Below are 17262 nucleotides of genomic sequence, written 5' to 3'. Positions count from 1 at the left end.
GCGGCATCGCCCGAGTAGCTTGCGCCGCCATTGCGTCCTCGGCGGACCACTACTCTGGGGAAGTCGAGGAAAGCGAGAATCGCATGCGCCCGCTTGCCGGACTGAGCCGGACGAACCTCCTCACCGAATTCAGCGCCGGGGTGACCTTGATCGCAATCGCGATCCCACTCAACATCGGCTACGCCCAGATCGCCGGTTTGCCGCCGACGGCCGGGCTGTACGCACTGGTCGTCCCGACCATCATCTTCGCCTTGGTGGTCTCCTCGCGTCAGGTGGTCGCCTCCCCGGACGCCGCCACGGCCGCGTTGGTCGCCTCGTCGCTCGGCGGCCTGGCGATCGTCGACCAGTCGAACTACGTCGCAATGGCGTTCGCTCAGGCGGTCCTGTCCGGCGGATTCTTCGTGCTCGCAGCGGTATTCAAGCTGGGCGCGTTGGCCAACCTGCTATCGCACCCGATCCTGGTCGGCTTCATCGGCGGCCTCGCGCTCGGCATCCTGACCTCGCAAGTGGCGAAAATGCTGGGCGTACACACCGGGTCCGGCGGCGAGTTCGTCGAGAAACTGACCGGTCTGGTGTCGCGGATCGGCACCGCCGACCTTCCGTCCATCGCGATCTCGGCGGTGAGTGTCGCCGTCCTGTTGCTCGGCCGTCGCTGGGCACCGGCGGTGCCCTGGGCCCTGTTGGTCATGGTGGGCGCGACCGTGGTCGTCGCGACCACCCACGCCGACGAGCATGGCGTGAGCGTGCTCGGCGCGGTGCCCGCCGGGCTGCCCACCTTCACCGTGCCCGACCTGACCCTTACCCAGTGGTCGGCATTGGTGCCGTCGGCGCTCGCGCTCACCCTGGTGACGATGGCCGAGGGTGTCCTCGTCTCCCGCTCTTACGCCGAAAAACGCGGCTACCCGGTCGATGCCGACCGCGACCTGATGGCCTTCGGGCTCGCCAACCTCGCCTCGGGTGTGCAGGGCAGCTTCGCCGTCGGCGCCTCCACCAGCCGTACCGCCGCGATGGACCAGTCGGGTTCGCGCACCCAGCTGCCGGCGCTGGTGCTAGCCGTCGGGACCGTTCTGCTGCTGCTGTTCGGCACATCGCTGCTGGCCGAGATCCCGTCGCCGGCGATCGGCGCTATCGTCGGCGTCGCTGTGCTTCCCCTGCTCGGCATCGGCGACCTGCGCGAGTTGTGGCGGCTGGACCGAGCCGAGTTCGGGGTGGCCGCGGTGTGCTTCCTCGTGACACTGCTGGTTGGGCCGCTGGCCGGAATCTTCGTCTCGTTCATCCTTGCGTTGGCGAACTTCATTCGGCCGGCAACGAATCCGCCGATCGACTTTTTCACCGCCGGCCGGCAGCAACCGAGCGGGGACATCGAGATGATCGACCCGGGTCTGCTGGTCGTACAGATGCGCTCGCCGCTGTTCTTCGCCAACTCGACCGAGTTCCAGCGGCGCGTGCGTGACGCCGTGGCCGACGAACGTCGGCCGGTTCGGTATCTCGTCATCGATATGGACGGTATCCACACCGTCGACGTCACGGCCGCCCAGCAGTTCGGCCGGTTACGGGCTTGGCTCACCGAGCAGCAGGTGAGCCTCGCCTTCAGCCGGGTCGATCCCGCCGCGGTCCGCCGGCTACGCCGGCTCGGCCTGCTGCAACCCGACGACACTCTCTACCCGGACGACCGTGCGGCGGCGAAACAGATCACCGGCGCCGCCGAGCCGGAACTCTACGAGAAGCTCGTGCTCAGCCGATCCGGCCGCCGGTTGACCTGACCCTGCCCAAACCTCGCCAGCGTCGGCTCAGTCCCGGGTCGTACCGGTTCCCAGCAACTCCGGCCGCCAATCGAACGAGGCCCGGGCAGCGTCCCGATCCGGCGGGCCGACCGCAACGCCCACAGCTGCCACGGCGACCGGACCAGAACCGGCTGACCGGACCAGAGATCACAGAGCAGCTGGTGGGACTGCTTCGGCTCGGCCGACAAGGCGGCACTCCGGACGAACAGCTGATCCGCCACTGCCGGCCGCTTCCGGTGCCGGTCACCGATGCCGGCCACCAGGTCGGCGCCGAAGTACGCCGACTGCAGCGGCGGCGCCGTCCCGAGCGCAGCAGCCACGAGCGAGACCGGCACCGTTCCCGCGGAAATACCCGACCGCTCACCGTTACTCGCGATCGACCGGTACATCCCGTAACCCCACTCGAGCCGCCGATCCACGGTCAACGTGTTCAGCGCAAAGTCGACCGCGTACGCCGAGCTGAATGCATTACCCGAATCGAGGAACCACAGCACGTCCCCGGACGCCGCCCGCACCCCTTCGGCCATCGCATCGTGCCGATCCGCGTCGGCCACCCCGATCAGCCGGGCGGAGCTGCCGACCGCCTCCAAGATCTCGACCGTGTCCGGGGTGGCGGCCCGGTCGACCACGACGTGCTCCAGCTCGAAATCACCCAGCTGGGACAACACGCTGATCGCGGTGCGCTCCAGGCCGTACATATCGTCCAGCGTGACGGTGACCACCGACACCGTCGGCCGACCTGGTTCGCTCGAAACTGCGCTCATCTCCCACCGATCCGTCTCTGGCGGACAATCCGCCACGGATCGAGACTTTCCCGCGCGAGATCCCGCGAATTCATGGAGCCGTTCGGGCAACGAAGCTATAACGCCCGGGTGGGTGGAGCCTATCCTGCGTTCGCAGGACAGGCGGATCAGCCCTTCGGTGGTAGGACGTGGGTGCGCTCCCAGGTGCTGAGGATGTCGATCCGGCGCTGATGGCGCTCCGCTCCCGACCACGGTTCGGCGACGAACGCGTCGACGATGGCGAGCATCTCCTCCTCGGAATGCATCCGGCCACCGATCCCGATCAGCTGCGCGTCGTTGTGCTCACGAGCGAGCTTGGCGGTCTCCACGCTCCAGGCCAACGCGCACCGCGCGCCGGGTACCTTGTTCGCCGCAATCTGCTCACCGTTGCCGCTGCCGCCGAGCACGATCCCCAAGCTGCCCGGGTCGGCGACGGTGCGCTGCGCGGCGTCCAGACAGAACGCCGGGTAGTCGTCTACCGGATCGTAGGCATAAGCGCCGCAGTCGACCACCTCGTGCCCGGCGTTTCGAAGGTGTTCGGCGATGACGTTCTTGAACTCGAACCCGGCGTGGTCGGCTCCCAGATATACGCGCATGGAGCGCATTCTGTCAGGCCCGCTCACTACAGTGAGCCGCATGCAGCCGTTCGACCCGACCCGCCCGCCGGATCCCACCGGGATACCCGGCTCGACGCCGGTCCACGACTTCACCCTCCCGACGACCAACGTGTTGCAACGCAGCCTCGACGCGCACGGCCTACCGGCCCGACATCGCTGGGAGATTCCGTTGCTGGTCGCCGTGATCGGGGTGACCGTCCTGGGATACCTCATGGCTTTCGGCCTGCTCAGCACCGGCTACGCCGACGAGTATGTGCTGCTGATGGTGCTGGCCCCGGTGCTCATCTGGTTCGTCCGCGGCCGCGGCTGGGGGGCGCCCCGAGTGGACGGCATCAAGATGTCGCCCACCCAGTTCCCGGATGCCTACCAGCTCGTGGTCGACGCCGCCGCCCGGTTCGGCATGGCGAAAGTGCCCGACGCCTACGTGGTGCTCGGCAACGGGCAGATCAATGCGTTCGCGTCCGGGCACGGATTCCGCCGGTACGTGGTGGTTTACAGCGACCTGTTCGAAGTCGGCGGCGAGTCTCGGCAACCCGACGCGCTGGCGTTCATCATCGGCCACGAAGTAGGCCACATCGCCGCCGGCCACACGTCCTACTGGCGCCAGCTCGGTACGTTCGCGATGACCTTCCTGCCGTTCCTCGGCCCCGCGTTGAGCCGCTCGCAGGAGTACACCGCGGACAACCATGGCTACGCGTTCCGCTCCACCGGAGCCGACGGCGCGATGCAAACGCTCGGCGCCGGCAAATACCTCAACACCGCCGTGCGCTTCGACGAGTTGGCCGATCGGGCGAGTACCGAACCTGGATTCTTCCCCTGGCTGACCAACGCGCTCGCCTCGCATCCGGTGCTGACCTGGCGGAGCAACGCGATACGCGACCGCCGAAAACACGGCCGATTACTGATCCCTCCGCCGAAATCGCGTGATCTGGAACAGATTTCGACAGCCGGTCCGATGCCTCGGCCGTGACCTCGGGAACCGATCGCCAGGGCGGCTTCCTCGCTCCTCTCGAACCGGTTCCGGCGACCGGCGTCAGTCGAATACCGGATCCTCGTTACGAGTTCGTTTGAGCTCGAAGAAGTGCGGGTAGGCGGCCAGGGCGATTGCGCCGTCCCACACCTGCCCGGCCTGCTCGCCGCGCGGGATCCGGGACAATACCGGACCGAAGAAGGCGACGCCGTTGAGGTGGATGGTCGGCGTGCCGACATCTGGTCCTACCGGGTCCATCCCGGCGTGATGACTGGCCCGCAGTGCCTCGTCGTACCGATCGGTGTGCGCGGCCTCCGCCAGCTCCGCGGGAAGCCCGATCTCGGCGAGCGACTCGGTGATCACAGCTCCAAGCATGGCCGCGCGATCGTCGCCTTTCTCGTACTCGGCGCGGCGGTTGTGGATCCGGGTACCCATCGCGGTGTAAAGCGGGGCGAGTACCTGATCCCCCTCGGCCTGGGCAGCGGCAATCGCCACCCGTACCGGACCCCACGCGTCGGCCAACATCGCGCGGTAGCCGTCCGGTAGGTCCCGACCCTCGTTGAGGACGGCCAGGCTCATCACGTGAAAGGCCACATCGATATCGCGGACCTGCTGTACCTCGAGGATCCAGCGAGAGGTGATCCAGCACCAGGGACAGAGGGGGTCGAACCAGAAGTCGACCCGGTCTTTCGGATGGTCGTCGGTCATATCGGCTGCAACGTCCACCCAGACGGATTCGTTCCCGCCGCAAGTAAAGTCGACTCGGGGAAATCCGCCTTACCGAAAGGGACCGGCCAGTGGCTGCACCGAACCTGACCCGAGACCAAGCCGTCGAGCGCGCCGCCGTGCTCGACGTCGACTCCTACCGGATCGAGCTGGACCTGACCGACGGCTCGGGTGGACCCGGCGAGAAAACTTTCGGCTCTCGCACCACGATCGGTTTCCGGGCCACGTCCGGCGCCGACACGTTCGTCGACCTGGTCGCGCCGGAGGTGATCTCGGCGACCTTGAACGGCGAACCGATCGACGTGAGCGGCTACGCCGAAGCGAGCGGCATCCCGTTGGCCGGACTTGCCGACCGGAACGAACTGGTGGTCGAGGCCCGGTGCGCGTACATGCACACCGGGGAGGGCCTGCACCGATTCGTCGACCCGAGCGACGACTCGGTGTATCTCTATACCCAGTTCGAGACCGGGAATGCCAAGCGCGTGTTCGCCTGCTTCGATCAGCCCGATCTCAAGGCGACCTTCGACCTGGCGGTTATCGCGCCGGCGGACTGGCAGATCATCGCCAACGGTGCGGAAACCGAACGGGTATCGCTCGATACCGGAGCCCTCCGGTTCACCTTCGCCACCACTCCACGGATGAGCACCTACCTGGTGGCACTGATCGCCGGGCCTTACGCACGGTGGACCGACAGCTACACCGACGAGCACGGCACGATCCCCCTCGGCATCTACTGCCGCGCCTCACTGGCCGAATACATGGATGCAGAGCGGCTGTTCGCCGAGACCAAGCAGGGGTTCGAGTTCTATCACCGGAACTTCGGCGTTCCGTACGCGTTCGGCAAATACGATCAGGCGTTCGTGCCGGAGTTCAACGCGGGGGCGATGGAGAATCCCGGCGCGGTCACCTTCCTGGAGGACTACGTCTTTCGGTCCAAGGTCACTCGAGCCGCGTACGAGCGTCGCGCCGAGACCGTCCTGCACGAGATGGCGCACATGTGGTTCGGCGACCTGGTGACCATGAAATGGTGGGACGACCTGTGGCTCAACGAATCGTTCGCCACGTTCGCTTCGGTGCTCTGCCAGGCCGAGGCCACCGAGTACGTCACCGCGTGGACCACGTTCGCCGCGGCGGAGAAGTCGTGGGCATACCGGCAGGATCAGCTGCCGTCCACGCATCCGGTCGCTGCGGACATCCCCGATCTTGCCGCGGTCGAAGTGAACTTCGACGGCATCACCTACGCCAAGGGCGCCTCGGTGCTCAAACAGCTGGTCGCCTATGTCGGCCTCGAACCGTTTCTGGCCGGGCTACGAGCCTATTTCGCCGAACATGCCTACGCCAACGCCACTTTCAGCGACCTGCTGAGGGCGTTGGAGCAGTCGTCCGGGCGAGACCTGTCCGACTGGAGCGCGCAGTGGCTGCGAACCACCGGATTGAACGTTCTGCGCCCGGAGTTCGAGGTGGACGACGAAGGCCGATTTACCTCGTTCGCCGTGCTCCAGTCCGGCGCCGAACCGGGCGCCGGGGAGTATCGGGTACACCGGCTGGCGATCGGCATCTATGCCGGGGCGAGCGAAGCGACGGGAGACGAGAACGCCGGGGCGGGTGGACACAAACTGGTCCGCGCGAAGCGGGTCGAGATCGACACCGAGGCCGCCGAACGCACCGAGGTACCGGAATTGGTGGGCGTCGAGCGTGGCGATCTGGTGCTGATCAACGATGACGATCTGACCTACTGCTCGGTGCGGCTCGACCCGGACTCACTGGCCACGCTGATCGACCGGATCGGCGACATCGGCGAGTCGCTGCCCCGGACGCTGTGCTGGTCGGCCGCCTGGGAGATGACCCGACAAGCCGAGTTCCGGGCGCGCGACTTCGTGGCGCTGGTGCAGCGCGGCATCGGCGCGGAAACCGAGATCAGCGTGGTGCAACGGCTGCTGCTCCAGGCGCAGACCGCACTGAGCAGCTACGCCGACCCGAGCTGGGCCGAGACCGAGGGCCGACCCGCCTACACCGCGCGGCTGCTGGAGTTGGCCCGCGGCGCCGAGCCGGGCTCCGATCACCAGCTGGCCTTCGTCAATGCGCTGATCGGCAGCGCCCCGGGCGAGGCCGAACTGGACGTGCTGAGCGCACTGCTCGACTCGGATCCGGCAACCGCCGGCCTGCCCGATCTGGTGGTGGACGCCGACCTGCGCTGGCAGCTGGTCCGGGCCTTGGCGGCCGCGGGCCGGGTCGATGCCGACGGCCCCGAGACGCCGTTCATCGACGCCGAGGCGGCCAGGGACAATACTGCGGCCGGACGGCGGCAAGCCGCTGCGGCTGCCGCGGCCCGGCCGCAGGCTGCGGTCAAAGAGCAGACCTGGGCGACGGTGGTGGAAGACGATTCGGTCTCGAATATCACCGCGCGCGCGATCATCTCCGGCTTCGCCCCAATCGGGCAAGGAGACCTGTTGGCACCGTTCGTATCCCGCTACTTCGCGGCCGTACCCGAGGTATGGGAGCGGCGCTCCAGCGAAGGCGCGCAAACGGTGGTGGTCGGCCTCTACCCTTCGTGGGACATCAGCGAGGACGCGGTCGCCGAAGCAGACGCGTTCCTCGCCGAGGAGCGGCCGCCGGCCCTGGCCCGGCTGGTCATCGAAGGCCGCGCCGGGGTCGCCCGGTCGTTGCAGGCCCGCGCCTTCGACGCCGGCTGACCGTCCGCAGCATCGGCCCGGGTCACCAGGTGACCCGGGTCGAATGCCGCCGCACGTGCGCAGCGACGACCCTGGTCGGCCGATGCTGCCGGCGTAACCGCCACGTCACCGACGCCCAGACCGCGCCCACCCCGACGATCCCGACCAGCACAGCGGCGGCGCGGCGCAGGTCCCACTGCCCACCGTTGGAGCTGGCCTGGTTACTCGGGTCCGGCTCGACGCCCTGCCACGACATCGCATTGTCGTCGAGTTCGTTTCCGGTGACCACCGTCTCGCCGGCGGTACCACCGGCATAGCGATGGATACCCACCCGGTTGCCGCTGATCCGATTGTCCCGCACCTGGTTCGCCGCCGCATCCGACAGCACGACGCCATCTCCCCGGTTGTCCCGGATCACGTTCGCGACGAGTGTGTTACCGATCGAGCCCTGATCGAGCATGATCCCGTTGCCACCGTTGTCGGAAACCGTGCAGCCCCGAATAGAACTATCGGTCACTTTGTCGGACAAGATGATTCCGTGCACTCCGTTACGGACGGCGATGCAATTCGCCACGGTCAGCCGGCTGCTGGAGCTGTGCGGATCCAACCCGTAGAGCTGGTTCAGCCGGAACACGTCGCCGGAGAACCGGAGACCGTCGGAGTGATCGGTGTACACCCCGATGAAGTTGGCCTCATAGGTCGAGTTCGTCGACGACCCGGTGGAGCCGGACATCCAGGATACTCCGTAGCTGCCGTTCCAATCCCAGCCCAAGTTGCTGAACATCGACCGGTTGGCGACCAGCACCGAACCGTTCATCGCGGTCACGAAGGGCCGGAAACCGTCGCTCTCGGCTGCGGCCAGCCCATCCGATTCGACCGCTCGGACTTGCACCTGATCAAGGGTGAGCCGGGCCGAGTTCGCTCCCAGGAACACCCCGGGCAGGTTGACCAGGCGCAGGTTGGTGGTCGCCGGCGGTGCCACGTTGAGCTCGGTGCCCGGATCGAGGACCAACGCCGCACGCAGCTCGAACTCGCCCGGCGCGAGTTCACTGATCCAGCCGCGATCGCCGATCGCATCGACGATCGCACGCAATCCGTCCGGCTCGCGGTCCAGCGGCAGGCGGCGCACTTCCCGGCCCCCGACCAGGAGGCGGATCTCCCTCGGAGCCAACAGAATCGCCCGAATACGGTCCGACGGCGCGCCAGGCTCGGCGATCGACGCAGTCGGCTCCAGGCCCGCGGTAACCGCTTCGATCGGGTTCGGTGCCACCACATAGGCGGCGCGCGCGGACGCCGCCACCCGATCGAGCGTCGTATGCTCGCGGGCCACCCCGAACATCAGCACCGTTCCGGCGAAGCCACACGCCAACACGATCAGCAGATAACCCCGCCCGTTCTTCGGTTCCGCCCGTCCATGCCGTGCCATCGCGCTACTCGCTGTTCCGCAGCGCGGCGGCCCGGGCCGTCTGCTCGGTCTTGGCAATCGTTTGGAAACCCCGCGGATTACCTTTGATCAAGCCCAGAAGCAAAGCGAGCACGGTCCACGCCGGGGTGATCAGGGTCACTGCCAAAACCACCGCAGCCATCGATTGGAACAACCGCTCGGCCAATACCGACGCCGGTGATCCGGCCTCCGACGGCGGACGTCGGCCACTGCTCACCCAGCCGGTCACCGCGAAGGAAAAGATCCACGCCACCAGGGCGCCCCAGCAATAGACGAACAGCACGCCGTCCAGGTGCAGCCATCCCATCAGGATGGCGAACAGGCCGAGCAACGAGAAGGCGAAGGTGAACGCACCGAGCAGATACCGCGCCACCACGAATACTCGACCCCAACCGGGTAAAATACCCCGGTGGGTAACTGCATGAATGTTGCCCCAGAGCCACCGTCGTCGCTGGGTGAGATAGTCGGTCCAGGTCCACGGACTCGTCAGCTCGATGTATTCGTGGAACCAACCCCAACTGAGACCCAAGGCGGCAGCATTCTGCCCGACCACCAGATCTTCCGACGCGTAGATCGGGTAGTTCCAGGTGACCGTCCGTTCCGCCCGCGCCGTCATGAAAAGCCCTTCGCCGTGGGCATACACCGGCCGCCGCAACACCCCCTGGGTGAACGAGCACCACACCAGACACGCGAGAAACCGCATGTCGTCCATGTGGCTGAGCAGAAAGTGCTTTACCCCACGCCGGCCGTAGTGGATGCGCGGCGCGGTGACCCCCTGGCACACGTCGTAATCCGCGGCGAAACCCAGCATGATGTATTCCCGAGTGGGTTCGACGTCATCGTCGAGAAACAACAATTTCAGCCCGGGGTCGTAGCTCATCCCGCAACGTTCCCGCATCAACCGGCTGTATTCCTGCGCCCGAGCTTTTGCGACCGCGCTGCAAGCAAATTCCTCCGGGACCACGAAAACGAAGTCCGCGCCGGGATAATCACGGGTGTGACCGGGTTCCAGAACCACCCATATCTGATAATCGATCGGCAGCCGGTAGGCGCGAATCCGGGAAATGATCTCGACCACCCGGTCGCGCTCTCGACCGACCGTGGTGATCTGCACCACCAATCGGGTGTATTTTCCGTGCGCGGTCCGGAAAGATGTGTGGTACCACCATTCTCCGACGGTGACCAGAAATGCCTCCAGATACGGCATGAAAAATGCCGCCAACACGGCACAACCGAAAGCCGTCCGGATCAGACTTGCCGAGTCGGACATCAACCGATTCTCCGTCTTCGCCGCGCTGCACGACGATTCACCTCGTCGACCGCGTCGAGCAGGTCCACCGGAATGTCGAGTGCCCGGAAGTAGGACAGAGCGGCGACCACGTCCTTCGGCAGGCATGCCCCCGCGTAGGGTCCCCGATTTCCCGTGCCATACGTCGGCTCCCGTAGGCCCTCTGCGCTCACCGCCGACACGGCGAAGGCCAGGTCGATCTCCGCTTCGAGCAAGCCGAGTCGCTCACCGGCAATCCGCATCTCGTTGAAGAACGAGATCTTCGTCGCGTTGGCGAGGTTGTGAACATACTTCTGGAACTCGGCGACTTCCCAGGTTGTCGTGATAATTTCGGCCGGAAAGTCCTGATAGAGATCGGCTATTGCGCGTCGGGTGGACCGATCACGTGGATCGGTGCCGATCAGCACCATCGGCGGCGCACCGAAGTCGTCCACCGCTCGGCGTTCCCGCAGGTACTCGGGGTTGTAGCAGACACCGAAGTCGATACCGGCGCTGTGTCCGGACCACTTTTCCAGCAACGGCACCATCCGTGTGCCGGTCGATCCCGGAAGCATGGTCGATCGATAGACCACAATCGGATACTCGGCGCAGTCCACCGCTGCCAGCGCCGTACCGATCACGCATGATGCCGCGTCCAGATGGCGGTAGTCGAACCGGCCCGCGGCCAGCGGAGTCGGCACGGCGACCACGATCACGTCCACCCCGGCCAGGCTCAGCACATCGGGCAGCATTGCCTCGCGGCCGGCCCGGCGTAGCTCGGCGACCCGCTCCGGGTTGTCGTCGACATATTCGACCTGGTGCCCACTCGCCGCGAATCCGATTCCGGTCGCGGTGCCGACCACCCCGGCGCCGACGACCACTATCCGGGACATGAGCAGGGAATTTCGTGATCGGCGAGCTGGACCCGACAAATTCTTCGGTTTTCCACGAACAAACTCCGCCGATCAGTAATCTACGCTCGACGCCCCGCCGCCCCCGACAACGGATTTGGCCGAAATCTTCACGTCGCGCATAAATCACAGTCCTTGCTCAGAGCTGATACATCATTCCCCCAGACCCGGCACCGCCACAAAAGCGCCTCTACCGAGTTTACCCGAACCGACTTGAATTCCACTAAGAATGTTTATCGACCGATTACCTACTCATCCACCCGGCTGATCGCCCGGCGACCGGGGCAGCCACGCCACGCCGCCCCGCTCGAGCATTCTTCGGCTCCACCCAAACCGCCCACACACCCGCGACCGATCGGTTGCCGGATCGTGATTGCCAACCTTTCCGGGGTTGTCGGCCACTTTTCAGATCGCCGGCACGTGCACCCAATATCGGGTGTCGTCGGCCGTGCTCGTCGGGTCGGCACGAAGCCGAGTGCGGATCCAACCGACGGCCGCCCGGTAGCCCACGATGTCGGCGGTATCCGGGTGCTGGAGTCCGGTGGCGCCGTGCCGCTGCCCGGCAAACCAGTCGCCGATCCCGTAATGCCGCCGGCTCTGGTGCAGACAGGCCAGGTCCGCGGCGAGATCGTCGTTCAGCACCGAGCCGTTGCGGTACTCGTCCCGCGCCTGACCGGCAAACCGGTCGCAGGCCGAGCGAAGCATCAGCCAGTTCTGCTTGAAGATCCCGAAGTTCGCCGCGTCGCCGGTCTTGCCGTCGCCCGGCGGGTAGCGGTCGGCCCGCATGGCCGTTGTCTCCAGCATGGCGACGGCAAGATCGGACACCGTCCCACCGGCGGCGAGGATCTCTTGCTTGCGCGCACCCAACCCCGCCACCTGCTCGGTACCGCAGCGGGCGCCGGCGGGGCACGCCTCGACCGGGTCACCGTCCGGATCGCCGGCCGAGCCCTGGTGGCCGCTCCGCACCGCCACGATCACCAGCACGATCGCCAGAAACACCCCGACCACCGGAACGGTCCGCCACACCGGGCTACGCCGCACGCCGGGTCCGTCCGATGAATCGGGTGAACGGGCCGGGTACCAGGCCCGCCGCCGGCCGCCCCACCAACGCCAGAAATGCAGCAGCAGCCAGACCGAACACGCCCCTGATCCCGGTGCCGGACAACCCGGAGGACGCGACCGCTCCGGTCCCGCCGGGTCCGAGCGGCCGGCCGGCATACCGATCGCTCAGCCAGGCCAGCGCAGACGACGGCGCGAGGAACATCTCGCTGATATGGCCGCCGAAGCGCACCCGCACGTACTCCACGTGCACGCCGGCCCGGCGATAGCGCTCGACCTGTCCATCCACATTCTCCACTGCGATGACCTCATCGCGCACCGCTTGCTGCACCAACAGTGGGCAGGCCGGGGCGCGCTCCCCCAGCCGCAGCTCGTCGAACAATGCCGGTATCGGCGGAATCGCGAACAGCTCGACGACCGGCCGGTCCAGGTAGTCGGTGAGATCGACCCCGCGGTAACGGACCAGAGCCTCGGTCGTGGTGCAGGTCTCGATCCGATCCATCGCGGCGATACCAGCCGGTTCGGAGTGCGCCCGGAGCAACCGGTCCAGCTCGGGGTAGACCCGCCGCAGTGCGGTTACCACGAGCAACGGGAGCCCGGCGAACGGCCCCGCGTTCAGCCGGGCGAAGATGTCCCCCGGGTCGCCCACGGGCGAGCCCAGCACCGCCCCGACCAGAGCGATCTCCGGCGCGTACGACGGCGCGAGCTCCGCGACCCACGAGGTCGCCATGCCGCCGCCCGAGTAGCCCCATGCCGCTGTCGGCGTCTCCGGTGACAGCCCGGCCGGGGCGAACCCCAGCGTGGCGCGGATCGCGTCGAGCACCCGGTAGCCCGGTTCCCGGGGGGCACCGAAGCTTCCCCGGGGACCGCCGTGATCACTGATCGTGACCACCCAGCCGCGCCGCAGCGCAGTCACGATGATCGGCCACTCCACCTGCGGTACCGAGCCGGGCGCGAAGGCACCGTACCGGAGCGCGTAGGACGGAAAACAGCGCGAACTGATCGCGTCGATCGCACACTGATACGCCAGCAGCGGAACCGGCCCGGAGACGTCGCCGGGCAGCACCACGGTGGTCACCGTCGCGTCCGGAACCCCGCTCAGGTCGCACGTACGGTAGAGCAGCTGCCACGCCGTGATTCGCTGTGGGATCGCCGCGAGCAGCGCGATCCGTACCGATCGGCTCCGCAACACCGTGCCGGGAGCAGCGGCAGCGAAACCGATCGGCGGTTCGTAGAACGGGTCCTGCCCGGCGGGCAGGGGTCGCCGCCGCGGCCCCCTCACCTGCTGATCAGCCGATCGCCGAGCTCATCACCCGAACGGCCGAGACCAACCCGTCGATGAGATCGCCGTCCTTGAAGGCCGATGTCGCAGCGGTGACGCCCAACTGGGCCACCCGATGGTCCGCTCGATCGGCAACCGCCCGGCCGGTACGCACCTCGATCCGGCGCTGATTCGGCGACACCGCCAACAGCACCGAGTGCGCGGGATCCGGCGTCCGCGGGAACAGCTCGTCCGCGCCGGCTGCCGGGTCGTTGCCCAGGTCGCCGATGTAGACGTTGAACCGGATCAGCGTCTGCCGGATCGCGTCGGTCAGGGCATTGTCCAGCTGGATCAGCTCCGTCTCGGTGAACGGAAGCTCGTCGAACACCTGGCCCACCTGATGCACGCCCGACACCCGACCGCCGGCGGTGATCACCGATCCGGGCGGGAGGGTCGCCGGATCCACGGCCGGCCGGCTACTACCAGCTCCCATCAGCACGGTCTCCGATCAGATCAGCGCCCGAGGTAAGGGCATGGTGGGCGGCGTGGCCCGGCGTGGTGGATTCATCGGTCGCACTCCACAGCACCGGGGGGTGGGTCCAGGGCTGACCCAGCCGGTACCGAGGCGGGTGCGTCCCGATGGTCGATCTGCTCAACAGCATCGACATCGCGGCGAGGACAACTACGATCAACAGCGGGATCCCGCCGAAGATCAGCATCGTCTGGAGAATGCTCACCTACCAGACGGTAATGCATCCCGGCCGGTGAGGACACCGTACCGAGCCGGACCGACCCGGTTCTCCCGCCCGGGTCAGGCAGCGCCCTCCCCGAGATATCGCAGCCAGGTCGGATCCAGTTCGGTGGTGCTGGCCAGCAGCCGCCAATGCGGCCCGCTCGGCGGAACCAGTGCTGCGCGCAACGTCCAACCCAGCTCGCCCAGCAGCCGGTCGGCCTTGCGATGGTTGCACGGCGCGCAGCTGGCGACGCAGTTCTCCCAGGAGTGCTCGCCGCCCCGGCTACGCGGAACCACGTGATCGATCGTCTCGGCCTTGCCGCCGCAGTACGCGCACCGGAATCGGTCCCGGTGCATGAGGGCTGCCCGGGTCATCGGGATCCGCGCCCGGTAGGGTACCCGCACGAAGGTGCGGAGCCGGATCACCGACGGCACAGATACCTGCGATTCGGCCGAATGCAATACCGGACCATCCGGATCTGCGTGTACCGCGTCGGCCTTGTCGCAGACCAAGAGCACGACGGCTCGCCGTACCGGTAAGGCGGTGAGCGGTTCGTAGGTGGCGTTGAGCAGCAACACCCGGCGCTTCACCCAGGCCGGCACGTCGCCGCCATTGCCCGGGCAGACATGTAACGGAGGAGCCCCCGACCCGCGACTACGGACGTCGGTGGGCACGAGTTGTCGGTGCGTGCGCTTCTCGTTGGCGCTCGGCCGATTTTTCATCGCAGACCTCCGGTACCAGGAGTTGATCCAGTCCACCACGGATAACGCCAGGATGCACCTGCATCGGTCCGCAACGCGCAGCCGATCCGGATGAACGTCGGTCGAACGAACGCCGGGGTGCCGCCCGTCCGAGCAGAGTCGCCGCAACAAGCAGAGTCCACAGGAGCAGAATGGTTCCGTCATGAGCGAAACCGAGGCGGGCCGACCCGAACAGACCTTCTACGACGCGGTGGGGGGTGCCGAGACTTTCCGACGTCTGGTATCCCACTTCTATCGAGAGGTGGCCGCCGACGAGATACTGCGACCGCTCTATCCCGAGCAGGACCTCGGACCCGCCGAACGGCGGTTGCGGATGTTCCTCGAGCAGTACTGGGGTGGCCCGCACACCTACTCGACCGAGCGCGGCCATCCGCGGTTGCGGATGCGCCACGTGCCGTTCCGGATCACCCCGATCGAACGTGACGCCTGGCTGCGGTGCATGCACGTCGCGGTCGACGCGATCGATCGGGACACCCTCGACGACCAGGCCCGCAAGCGCCTGATCGGCTATTTCGAGATGGCCGCAGCGTCGCTGGTCAACTCACCGTTCTGAACGTCCGCTCGCGGCGGTGCGTGCCGTGATTTGGCACCATGACCGCGTGGCCGAACCGCAGCAGCAGATGTCCGCCTGGTGGCACGATGCCGTCTTCTACCAGATCTATCCCCGCTCGTTCGCCGACTCGGACGGCAACGGAGTCGGCGATCTGGACGGAATCCGGGACAGGCTCGGCTACCTGGAGCTCGTCGGCGTGGACGCCCTCTGGATCTGCCCGGTTACTCGCTCGCCGATGGCCGACGGCGGATACGACGTCAGCGACCCGCGTGACATCGATCCGCTGTTCGGCGATCTGGCCGCGATGGATGCACTGATCGCCCAGGCGCACGGCCGCGGCATCCGGGTCACGATGGACCTGGTACCCAACCACACGAGCTGTGCGCACCCCTGGTTCCAGGCGGCGCTGACAACGCCGCCGGGAAGTCCGGAACGGGCTCGTTACCTCTTCCGGGACGGCCGCGGTCCGACCGGCGACCAACCACCGACCAACTGGCCCAGTGTGTTCGGCGGTCCGGCGTGGACCCGGGTGACCGAGCCGGACGGCACCCCCGGCCAGTGGTACCTGCACCTTTTTGCGCCGGAACAACCGGACCTGAACTGGGCGAACCCGGAAGTTCTGGCCGATCTGGAACACACCCTGCGGTTCTGGCTGGACCGCGGCATCGACGGGTTCCGGATCGACGTGGCACACGGCATGGCGAAGCCGGCCGAGCTCACCGACATGCAGATCGCCGACAACCGGCTGCTCGGGCACAACGCCGCCGATCCCCGATTCGACGACGACGGGGTGCACGAGATCCATCGGGCGATCCGCCGGGTACTCGACGAATATCCGGGCCGAATCGCGATCGGCGAGGTGTGGGTGGCCGACAACGAGCGGTTCGGGCGGTACGTACGGCCCGACGAACTGCACTTGGCGTTCAACTTCCGGCTCGCCGAGGCGGGCTACGACGCCGCCGAGTTCCGGGCCGCGATCACCAACTCGCTGGCCGCCGTGGCACCGGTCGGCGGCATCCCTACCTGGACGCTGTCCAATCACGACGTCGAACGCGAAGTCACCCGGTACGGCGACGGTCCGACGGGGCTGGCGCGCGCCGGGGCGCTGGCGCTGGTCGAGCTGGCGCTGCCGGGTGCCGTGTTCGTCTACAACGGCGGCGAATTGGGCCTGCCCAATGTCGACCTGCCCGACGAGGTCCTGCAAGATCCGGTCTGGGAGCGGTCGGGGCACACCGAACGTGGCCGCGACGGTTGCCGAGTACCGCTGCCATGGGAGGGCCGGTTGCCTCCGTTCGGCTTCACCACCGGTACCCCGTGGTTGCCGATGCCGACGCAGTGGGCGGCCGTCACCGTCGAGCATCAGTTGAGCAACACCGCGTCGATGCTGTCGCTGTACCGCACCGCCATCGATCTGCGGCGGCGCCGGCCGGAGTGCTCCGGTGGCCTGGAGTGGTACGACGGACCACCCGGCACCCTGACCTTTCGCCGGACCGGCGGGCTGACCTGCATCCTCAACGCCGGCACCGAGCCGGTGCCGGTGCCACCAGGAGAAATCCTGCTGAGCAGCGGTCCCATAACCGCCGGGTACATCCCGCCGGACGCGGCGGCATGGCTGGTGTGAGCGCTCGTTCTGCCCGCCGACCGACCTGACGCACGACACTCCGGGTTATCCTGGGTGAGAAGGCGGTTACTGGTGAGCAACTCCCACTGGATATCGCCGT

General features: G+C 67.1%; 16 protein-coding genes. 5 read left to right on the top strand and 11 right to left on the bottom strand.

The window, feature by feature from the left end:
• Positions 1-83: 83 nt before the first annotated feature.
• Positions 84-1763, top strand: a complete 1680-nt coding sequence (locus KV203_RS05855; RefSeq protein WP_066469135.1) for a SulP family inorganic anion transporter — start codon at positions 84-86, stop codon at positions 1761-1763.
• Here KV203_RS05855 and KV203_RS05850 read toward each other — a convergent pair.
• Entirely contained in the window at positions 1718-2548 is an 831-nt protein-coding gene (locus KV203_RS05850; RefSeq protein WP_083529950.1) for a glycosyltransferase, read from the bottom strand. The two genes, KV203_RS05855 and KV203_RS05850, sit on opposite strands and share 46 nt — an antisense overlap.
• A gap of 146 nt (positions 2549-2694) precedes the next feature.
• Positions 2695-3162, bottom strand: coding sequence for a ribose-5-phosphate isomerase (locus tag KV203_RS05845; RefSeq protein WP_066469142.1), 468 nt, complete (start codon positions 3160-3162; stop codon positions 2695-2697).
• A 40-nt stretch (positions 3163-3202) separates the two neighbouring features.
• Between KV203_RS05845 and KV203_RS05840 the strand changes: the two genes are divergently transcribed.
• Positions 3203-4153, top strand: coding sequence for a M48 family metallopeptidase (locus tag KV203_RS05840; protein WP_066469143.1), 951 nt, complete (start codon positions 3203-3205; stop codon positions 4151-4153).
• Between the two features lie 63 nt (positions 4154-4216).
• Here KV203_RS05840 and KV203_RS05835 read toward each other — a convergent pair whose 3' ends face one another.
• Positions 4217-4861 carry a mycothiol-dependent nitroreductase Rv2466c family protein gene (locus KV203_RS05835; RefSeq protein WP_066469239.1) on the bottom strand — a complete coding sequence of 215 codons (645 nt, stop codon included), beginning with the start codon at positions 4859-4861 and terminating at the stop codon, positions 4217-4219.
• An 89-nt stretch (positions 4862-4950) separates the two neighbouring features.
• Here KV203_RS05835 and pepN point away from each other — a divergent pair, with 89 nt between their 5' ends.
• Positions 4951-7572, top strand: coding sequence for an aminopeptidase N (gene pepN, locus KV203_RS05830; protein ID WP_066469145.1), 2622 nt, complete (start codon positions 4951-4953; stop codon positions 7570-7572).
• A gap of 22 nt (positions 7573-7594) precedes the next feature.
• On the opposite strand, the gene KV203_RS05825 is transcribed toward pepN, so the two are convergent.
• The 8 genes from KV203_RS05825 to KV203_RS05790 all read right to left on the bottom strand — a co-directional run bounded on the left by KV203_RS05825 (position 7595) and on the right by KV203_RS05790 (position 14949).
• Entirely contained in the window at positions 7595-8977 is a 1383-nt protein-coding gene (locus KV203_RS05825; protein WP_066469147.1) for a right-handed parallel beta-helix repeat-containing protein, read from the bottom strand.
• Between the two features lie 4 nt (positions 8978-8981).
• Positions 8982-10265, bottom strand: coding sequence for a glycosyltransferase family 2 protein (locus tag KV203_RS05820; protein WP_066469148.1), 1284 nt, complete (start codon positions 10263-10265; stop codon positions 8982-8984).
• Complete coding sequence (locus tag KV203_RS05815; protein ID WP_083529951.1) at positions 10265-11155, bottom strand: NAD(P)-binding domain-containing protein; 891 nt, start codon at positions 11153-11155, stop codon at positions 10265-10267. The genes KV203_RS05820 and KV203_RS05815 overlap by 1 nt, the downstream gene beginning before the upstream one ends.
• Before the next feature lie 423 nt (positions 11156-11578).
• Entirely contained in the window at positions 11579-12214 is a 636-nt protein-coding gene (locus KV203_RS05810; RefSeq protein WP_157079758.1) for a lysozyme family protein, read from the bottom strand.
• A complete protein-coding gene (locus KV203_RS05805; protein WP_083529952.1) occupies positions 12204-13514 on the bottom strand; it encodes a lipase family protein in 1311 nt (436 codons plus the stop codon). The genes KV203_RS05810 and KV203_RS05805 overlap by 11 nt, the downstream gene beginning before the upstream one ends.
• Before the next feature lie 7 nt (positions 13515-13521).
• A complete protein-coding gene (locus tag KV203_RS05800; RefSeq protein ID WP_066469152.1) occupies positions 13522-13986 on the bottom strand; it encodes a DUF5130 domain-containing protein in 465 nt (154 codons plus the stop codon).
• Positions 13973-14230: an aa3-type cytochrome oxidase subunit CtaJ gene (ctaJ, locus tag KV203_RS05795; protein WP_066469154.1), complete on the bottom strand. Its 258-nt coding sequence runs from the start codon at positions 14228-14230 to the stop codon at positions 13973-13975. Before ctaJ ends, KV203_RS05800 begins: the two co-directional genes overlap by 14 nt.
• A 74-nt stretch (positions 14231-14304) precedes the next feature.
• Entirely contained in the window at positions 14305-14949 is a 645-nt protein-coding gene (locus tag KV203_RS05790; RefSeq protein WP_083529962.1) for an HNH endonuclease, read from the bottom strand.
• Between the two features lie 181 nt (positions 14950-15130).
• Here KV203_RS05790 and KV203_RS05785 point away from each other — a divergent pair, with 181 nt between their 5' ends.
• Together KV203_RS05785 and KV203_RS05780 are read left to right on the top strand one after the other, a co-directional pair.
• The gene (locus KV203_RS05785) at positions 15131-15541 is read left to right on the top strand and encodes a globin (RefSeq protein ID WP_066469159.1); all 411 of its coding nucleotides are present in this window, start codon (positions 15131-15133) and stop codon (positions 15539-15541) included.
• A 67-nt stretch (positions 15542-15608) separates the two neighbouring features.
• Positions 15609-17162 carry a glycoside hydrolase family 13 protein gene (locus KV203_RS05780; RefSeq protein ID WP_066469241.1) on the top strand — a complete coding sequence of 518 codons (1554 nt, stop codon included), beginning with the start codon at positions 15609-15611 and terminating at the stop codon, positions 17160-17162.
• Positions 17163-17262 lie beyond the last annotated feature (100 nt).

Origin of the sequence: Skermania piniformis (assembly GCF_019285775.1) — a bacterium.
In the GTDB taxonomy this organism is placed as follows: Bacteria; Actinomycetota; Actinomycetes; order Mycobacteriales; family Mycobacteriaceae; genus Skermania; species Skermania pinensis.
Note: the sequence above shows the minus strand (reverse complement) of the source record. Positions and strands in the feature narration are given on the sequence as shown.

Bases quoted from the DNA above. Each gene is read 5' to 3' on its own strand.
- KV203_RS05855 (WP_066469135.1), top strand. From the start codon at position 84: ATGCGCCCGCTTGCCGGACTGAGCCGGACGAACCTCCTCACCGAATTC.
- KV203_RS05850 (WP_083529950.1), bottom strand. From the start codon at position 2,548: ATGAGCGCAGTTTCGAGCGAACCAGGTCGGCCGACGGTGTCGGTGGTC.
- KV203_RS05845 (WP_066469142.1), bottom strand. From the start codon at position 3,162: ATGCGCGTATATCTGGGAGCCGACCACGCCGGGTTCGAGTTCAAGAAC.
- KV203_RS05840 (WP_066469143.1), top strand. From the start codon at position 3,203: ATGCAGCCGTTCGACCCGACCCGCCCGCCGGATCCCACCGGGATACCC.
- KV203_RS05835 (WP_066469239.1), bottom strand. From the start codon at position 4,861: ATGACCGACGACCATCCGAAAGACCGGGTCGACTTCTGGTTCGACCCC.
- KV203_RS05825 (WP_066469147.1), bottom strand. From the start codon at position 8,977: ATGGCACGGCATGGACGGGCGGAACCGAAGAACGGGCGGGGTTATCTG.
- KV203_RS05820 (WP_066469148.1), bottom strand. From the start codon at position 10,265: ATGTCCGACTCGGCAAGTCTGATCCGGACGGCTTTCGGTTGTGCCGTG.
- KV203_RS05815 (WP_083529951.1), bottom strand. From the start codon at position 11,155: ATGTCCCGGATAGTGGTCGTCGGCGCCGGGGTGGTCGGCACCGCGACC.
- KV203_RS05800 (WP_066469152.1), bottom strand. From the start codon at position 13,986: ATGGGAGCTGGTAGTAGCCGGCCGGCCGTGGATCCGGCGACCCTCCCG.
- KV203_RS05790 (WP_083529962.1), bottom strand. From the start codon at position 14,949: ATGAAAAATCGGCCGAGCGCCAACGAGAAGCGCACGCACCGACAACTC.
- KV203_RS05785 (WP_066469159.1), top strand. From the start codon at position 15,131: ATGAGCGAAACCGAGGCGGGCCGACCCGAACAGACCTTCTACGACGCG.
- KV203_RS05780 (WP_066469241.1), top strand. From the start codon at position 15,609: ATGTCCGCCTGGTGGCACGATGCCGTCTTCTACCAGATCTATCCCCGC.